This window comes from Halorubellus litoreus (assembly GCF_037081675.1).
GTDB lineage: Archaea > Halobacteriota > Halobacteria > Halobacteriales > Natrialbaceae > Halorubellus > Halorubellus litoreus.
In genome coordinates this window covers 141,604-147,763 of the sequence record NZ_JAZAQL010000001.1, presented here as the reverse complement: position 1 = coordinate 147,763, position 6,160 = coordinate 141,604, and the positions used below count along the sequence as shown (strand labels likewise).

The 6,160-nt window shown below is 60.6% G+C and carries 5 protein-coding genes, 1 tRNA gene and 1 pseudogene; 5 read left to right on the top strand and 2 right to left on the bottom strand.

The genetic code is table 11. The features are described from left to right. Positions 1-12: 12 nt before the first annotated feature. A complete protein-coding gene (locus tag VYJ16_RS00785; RefSeq protein WP_336348418.1) occupies positions 13-1,695 on the bottom strand; it encodes an acyl-CoA mutase large subunit family protein in 1,683 nt (560 codons plus the stop codon). Positions 1,696-1,865: 170 nt separating this feature from the next. On the opposite strand from VYJ16_RS00785, the gene VYJ16_RS00780 reads away from it, so the two are divergent. Beyond that, positions 1,866-2,138, top strand: coding sequence for a DUF8142 family protein (locus VYJ16_RS00780; protein ID WP_336348417.1), 273 nt, complete (start codon positions 1,866-1,868; stop codon positions 2,136-2,138). Between the two features lie 27 nt (positions 2,139-2,165). Here the strand turns inward: VYJ16_RS00780 and VYJ16_RS00775 are convergent, their stop codons facing one another. Then, a complete protein-coding gene (locus VYJ16_RS00775) occupies positions 2,166-2,786 on the bottom strand; it encodes a GNAT family N-acetyltransferase (RefSeq protein WP_336348416.1) in 621 nt (206 codons plus the stop codon). A gap of 176 nt (positions 2,787-2,962) precedes the next feature. Between VYJ16_RS00775 and VYJ16_RS00770 the strand changes: the two genes are divergently transcribed. The 4 genes and pseudogenes from VYJ16_RS00770 to VYJ16_RS00755 all read left to right on the top strand — a co-directional run. After that, positions 2,963-4,105: an acyl-CoA dehydrogenase gene (locus VYJ16_RS00770; protein WP_336348415.1), complete on the top strand. Its 1,143-nt coding sequence runs from the start codon at positions 2,963-2,965 to the stop codon at positions 4,103-4,105. 47 nt (positions 4,106-4,152) lie between these two features. Beyond that, a tRNA-Gln gene (locus VYJ16_RS00765) sits at positions 4,153-4,225 on the top strand. Positions 4,226-4,620: 395 nt separating this feature from the next. After that, positions 4,621-5,463 (top strand): hypothetical protein, encoded by an 843-nt coding sequence (locus tag VYJ16_RS00760; protein WP_336348414.1) that lies wholly within the window; start codon positions 4,621-4,623, stop codon positions 5,461-5,463. 297 nt (positions 5,464-5,760) lie between these two features. After that, positions 5,761-6,159, top strand: a pseudogene (locus VYJ16_RS00755) (IS6 family transposase); the annotation flags it as partial. Position 6,160 lies beyond the last annotated feature (1 nt).

Sequence of the window (6,160 nt, the reverse complement as noted above, 5' to 3'; positions counted from 1 at the left end):
CGTGGAGTCAGTTCACAGCGCACTCCCGGGCTGGTATTCGCCGAAGACGTCGCGCATGACGTCGCAGATCTCGCCGACGGTCGCGTACGCTTTCACGGCGTCGACGATGTACGGCATCACGTTCTCGTCGCCCGCCGCCGCGTCCTCGAGCGCGGCGAGCGCCGCGTCGACGGCCTCGTCGTCGCGCTCTTCCTTCACGGCTTCGAGGTTCCGGACCTGCTTCTCCTCCTCCTCGGGCGCGACCTCCTCGATGTCCATCTCGGGCTCCTCGTCCACCTGGAACTCGTTCACGCCGACGATGATGCGTTCCTTCTCCTCGATCTCCTCCTGGCGGTCGAACGCGACGTCCTGGATCTGGCGCTGCACCCACTGGGACTCGATGGCCTCCCGCATCCCGCCGCGCTCGTCGACCTCGTCGAGTATCTCGAACGCGTCCGCCTCGACCTCGTCCGTCAGGCTCTCGACGTAGTAACTGCCCGCGAGCGGGTCGATGGTGTCCGCCGCACCCGACTCGTGCGCGAGAATCTGCTGGGTCCGCAAGGCGGTTCGCACCGACTTCTCCGTCGGGAGCGACAGCGCCTCGTCCTTCCCGTTCGTGTGCAGGCTCTGCGTGCCACCCAGCACCGCCGCGAGCGCCTGGTAGGCGACGCGGACGACGTTGTTCTCCACCTGCTGCGCGGTCAGCATCGACCCCGCCGTCTGCGTGTGGAACTTCAGTTGCTTCGACTTCTCGCTCTCTGCGTCGAAGCGCTCCTCCATGATCGTCGCCCACATCCGACGCGCGGCGCGGAACTTCGCGACCTCCTCGAAGATGTTGTTGTGCCCGTTGAAGAAGAACGAGAGCTGGGGCGCGAACTCGTCGACGTCCAGGCCAGCGTCGAGCGCCGCCTTCACGTACTCGATGCCGTCACCGAGCGTGAACGCGAGCTCCTGGGCCGCCGTCGACCCGGCCTCGCGGATGTGGTACCCCGAGATGGATATCGTGTTGAACTTCGGCGTCTCCTCCGCGCAGAACTCGAAGATGTCCGTGATGATGCGCATCGACGGCTCAGGCGGATAGATGTACGTGTTGCGCGCGATGTACTCCTTCAGCACGTCGTTCTGGATGGTGCCCCGCAACTCCTCGCGATCCACGCCCTGCTGGTCGCCGACCGCGATGTACATCGCCAGCAGCACGCTCGCGGGAGCGTTGATCGTCATCGACGTCGACACCTCGTCGAGCGGGATGCCCTCGAACACCGTCTCCATGTCCGCGAGCGTGTCGATAGCGACCCCGGACTTCCCGACCTCGCCCGCGGACATCGCGTGGTCGCTGTCCCGACCCATCTGCGTCGGCAGGTCGAACGCCATCGACAGCCCCGTCTGGCCCTCGTCCATCAGGTAGTTGAAGCGCTCGTTCGTCTCCTCCGGGGTCCCCATCCCCGCGTACTGGCGCATCGTCCACAGGCGCCCGCGGTACCCCGTCGAGTACACGCCGCGCGTGTACGGCTCCTCGCCCGGGAACCCGAGGTCGTCGTCGTAGTCGAGGTCCGCGACGTCGTTCGGCGTGTACAGCCGTTTCACCTCGTGGCCGCCCGTGTCCGTCGTGAACTCGTCCTCTCGTTCACCGAAGCGGTCCAGGACGGGGTCAACTTCGGACTCTTCCCAGTCCTCGCGTCCCTCCCGTATCGCTTCGAGGTCGTCCTGGTCGAACATACCAGAACCGTCGGTCACCCACGCCATAAATCACCGCGATAACGCAACGTCGACGAGTTCCCGACCGTTCACGCCCACGGCAGCGCAGTCGCGTCGCCGCGACGGCGGCCGCGTCGCGGTTCGACGCGTCGACCAGCGTACTTTTGGAACTCCACCCCCGAGGGTCGAGTATGGACGCGCTCCCGACGAGCGAGAACCACGCCGGCACCAGTCGCGCGCGAGCCGCGCTCTACATCTCGCCGTTCATCGCGATCGGCGTCGCCGACGTCGTTCTCCTCCTCTTCTGGGGGCTCGACCCGCTCTGGGGCTTCCTGATCCTGCCCCCGATCCTCGCCATCTCGCTCCTCGGGTACATCGGCTTCAAGCACGGGTTCATCCGCGACATCGGCGAGGACCGCTACGACGACGAGGACGACGACCCGCGGAGAGACACCCAATTCTGAACGCATGCCGACGGCCGTCCACGACCGCTACCGGCCCGTGTCGTACTTGTACGTCGCCGTCTCCTCGTCGATACCGAAGTCCTCCGCGGAATCCTCCGCGTCCGGTGGTTCCTCGTCCTCGTTCGCGGTCTTGAACCGCTCGCGGAACCGCGGCGGCACCGAGAACGACTCGACCGCGAGCCGCATCGGCGTCGCGCCCGGCGCCACCGCCTCGCGCTTCTCCTCGAGACGCTCCGCGAGCGCCTCCGGTAACTCCTCGGCGGCCATCGTCTCGAACCCGAACTGCGCGAGGTAGCTCGCCTCGTCCGTCAACGCGTACACGACCTCGAACCCCTCGTCGCTCGCGTACTCCACGAGACGCTCCACGACGTGCGCGCCGACGCCCTGTTCGCGCCAGCCATCGAGCACGCCGATGCTCGTCATCTCGCAGACGTCCTCGGGCGCCCGGTCGGTCCGCCCGCTCTGCGTGCGCTCGCGCTCCGCGGCCTTGTGCACGCGGATGCGACCGAACCCCGCCTTCGCGTTCGACCCCTCGTCGACCGCGATGACGTAATCCCGCGACCGGAACGCCGTGTCGTCGAGCCCCATCTCCTCGATGCGGTCGAGCAACCAGACCTCGTCCCTGTTCTTCGCGTCCCGGACGTACATGCCCGTCCCTACGCTGTCGGCGACAATAGAAGTTGTCCCACGCGTGGCACGTCCCCCGACGACCCACGCGCCGCCGCGTCCGCCGCGAGGCCTATCCTGGTGCGCGATTCCGGCGACCGCGCGTTCCGCGGTCCGCGAAGGGAAAAGTAAAGGAACGCCCCTCCTACCGTTCGCGTATGGACTTCAGTCTCTCCGCGGAACAGAAACAGATCCGGGACATGGTCTCGGAGTTCGTCGACGAGGAGGTCGTGCCCCAGGCCGCCGAGATCGACGAGCGCGACGAGTTCCCGCGCGACCTCGTCGACGAGATGGGCGACCTCGGCCTGATGGGGATGCCGTTCCCCGAGGAGTACGGCGGGGCCGGCCTCGACTACCACAGTTACGCGATCGGTATCGAGGAGATCTCGCGAGGGAGCGGCGGACTCGGGACGGTCGTCGCCGCGCACATCAGTCTCGCCGGGAACATGCTCTACGAGTTCGGCGACGAAGCCCAGAAGGAGGAGTACCTGACGCCGCTCGCGGAAGGCGACGACATCGGCGCGTTCGCGCTCAGCGAACCGCAGGCCGGGAGTGACGTCCCCGCGATGGACACTACCGCGGAGAAGGACGGTGACGGGTACGTCATCGACGGCGGGAAACTCTGGATCTCGAACGGTTCGGTCGCGGACACCATCACGGTGTTCGCGAAGACCGACCCCGACGCGGGGAACAAGGGCATCTCGAGTTTCGTCGTGCGCCCCGAGGAGGACGACGGGTTCATCGTCGAGGGCACGGAGGACAAGCTCGGCGACAAGGGCTGTCCGACCGCGGAACTCCGCTTCGACGACTGCTACGTGCCCGAGGACCGCATGCTCGGCGAGGAAGGTCGCGGGTTCGTGCAGGCGCTGAAGACGCTGAACGGTGGCCGCATCACGATCGCTGCGCGCTCGGTCGGTATCGCTCGCGCAGCGCTCGACGAGGCGCTCGACTACGCGCAGGAACGCGAGCAGTTCGAGCAGCCCATCGGCGAGTTCCAGAGCATCAAGCACAAGCTCGCGGACATGGACACGAAGGTCCAGGCCGCGAAGATGCTCATGCACAAGGCCGCGGACAAGAAGATCCGCGGCGAGGACTACATCAAGGACGCCGCGCAAGCGAAGCTCTACGGGAGCGAGATCAGCCGCGAGGTCGCGAACGAAGGCATCCAGATTCACGGCGGCTACGGGTACACGAAGGACTTCCCCGCGGAGCGCTTCTACCGGGACGCGAAGCTCAACGAGATCTACGAGGGGACGAGCGAGATCCTCCGGAACACCATCGGCGACCACCTCCAGCAGTAGCGACGGAAGGTAACCCTCTTTACACTCCACGCGGAACGTCCGACTGCAGTCCCGTGGTGTAGTGGCCAATCATAATGGCCTTTGGAGCCATTGACGGCGGTTCGAATCCGCCCGGGACTACTCGCGAGGAACGTAGGTGACGAGCGAGTCGCCCATCGCGTGATTCGAAGCAGGGAGCAGCTTGCTGCGACCGTGGTTCGGATCCGCTCGGGAGGTTGCCACCTGGAGCGAACGTGAGCAGCGGATAGTCCACAGGCGGATTCGAAGCAGGGAGCAGCTTGCTGCGACCGTGGTTCGGTATCCGCTCGGGACTACTCGCATTTTGATGTTTTTTCTTGTACAGCTGTGATGACACCCCAAGAGCCTACAATGTCATCAATGGATAGGAATCACAGTTTCTAGCTTTCGGACCCCTCCGAATCAGAATACAGCATTAAATGTTTTAAGTATGTATGGGAAATAGTAAAAACTTACAATACAACAGGTTTTTATTTAGCGACCACTGGTAATTTACTATGGCAAAACGCCATGGATTCAGTCGTCGAAATATTGTGAAAGGTATTGGTGGAGTCAGTGCTCTGTCTGCCATATCTGGTCTCTCAACAGCAAGTGAGAAAGACGAGCCCATATTACAAGACGAAGAGTTAAGCCGGCATCGGGAAGTCCGTCACGCAAATAAAACACGGAACCTGTCAGACTTTAAGACAGCAGTTTCAGAAGTATCTGAAAGAGGGTATACAGTCTTTGGAGGAAGGTCAGGATTAAAACGCTCTGGACAGATGCTTGAAGACGAAATTGTTATTATTAGTTATAATTTCGAGTCGAGGGAAAGCGGACAGGAAGCCGAGATCTCTGTGAGCTTCAACGCGTACGACGAACCTGTTGTTGGAATCCGTTTTGCTGACTCTTCGGGTGTATCTATACAAGGTTCAAATGATACAAACTCCGAATATAACTATTTCCTTGTCGAGCAAAATGAACTTAGCGCTCCTGAATCTCACTCACTCATCTCTAGCGCAGAGGACCCCATCACTACGTTAGGTAATGGATCCTGTCATAAGGGATCACATGTGGCAACAATCTCTGGAAATGACGTTTGTTATGTCCTCGATGGACTGGCGCTTGCAGGCGGCACTGCTATCACATTAGCAAGTCCTCTCCCCGGTGATGAAGTAATGGCATACGCTACTCTGGCAGAAGTTACTCAACAAAGTGGGTGTTTCCTCTATGACACCGCTAAAAGAGAATTCGAATCAAGGGGGAAAGATTGTGATAACGTTATGTTTGATGTTTGTATTTATCAGCCTACGATATTCTCAACGCCACTCATCTATGTAGAACCTAGCTGTCACGATTAAATAGCTGTAGTTCCTATTGGAATCATGGACAGGGAATATGTGCTTTTTAGCGCCCGAAATGCGTTTATTGCAGCGAATGTTACAGCGTTCCTGATATACGGATATCAGATGTATATACTTAATAATCCTTGGTCATATATGAGGCACGTGCTGACTGCCACAAACCTTACATTCGCAATTTCTTTATTATACTATTTAAAAATAAAAAAATGACATATTATACGCATATATACTTAAAGGCGCTGTCTAGTTGAGGGAGTTTGAGGAACGAGCAGGCCGTTGAGTTAATCGACCAAGATGCTCGGAGACTCGCTCAGGGAGAGCTACGACACCGATTTAGATGAAGTTTGGGAGAACGAGCGGACAGCGACGCCCGTCAGGGCGTTCGCTGTCCGGCCCCATCAGACTGGTTGTTCGGTCAGAGAGAAAGATATGATTCTCGCGGAATTAGTCGTCGAACGGTCTCATAGGGTGGTCTGGAACTGGGTGCATCGAATCGCTGACCGCGGGTCCGACCCGCCGACGGCGCAGCCGTTGCGGATCGCCGTCGATGAGACCGCTGTCAAGAACAACGGCGAGTAGTCTTGGCTGTACGCTGCAATCGACGTCGAGACGAAGCTGGTACTCGACGTCGCATACACAGTGCATGCACTACTACAGCCACCAGCGACCGTACCGGCCGCTCGATGGACGCACG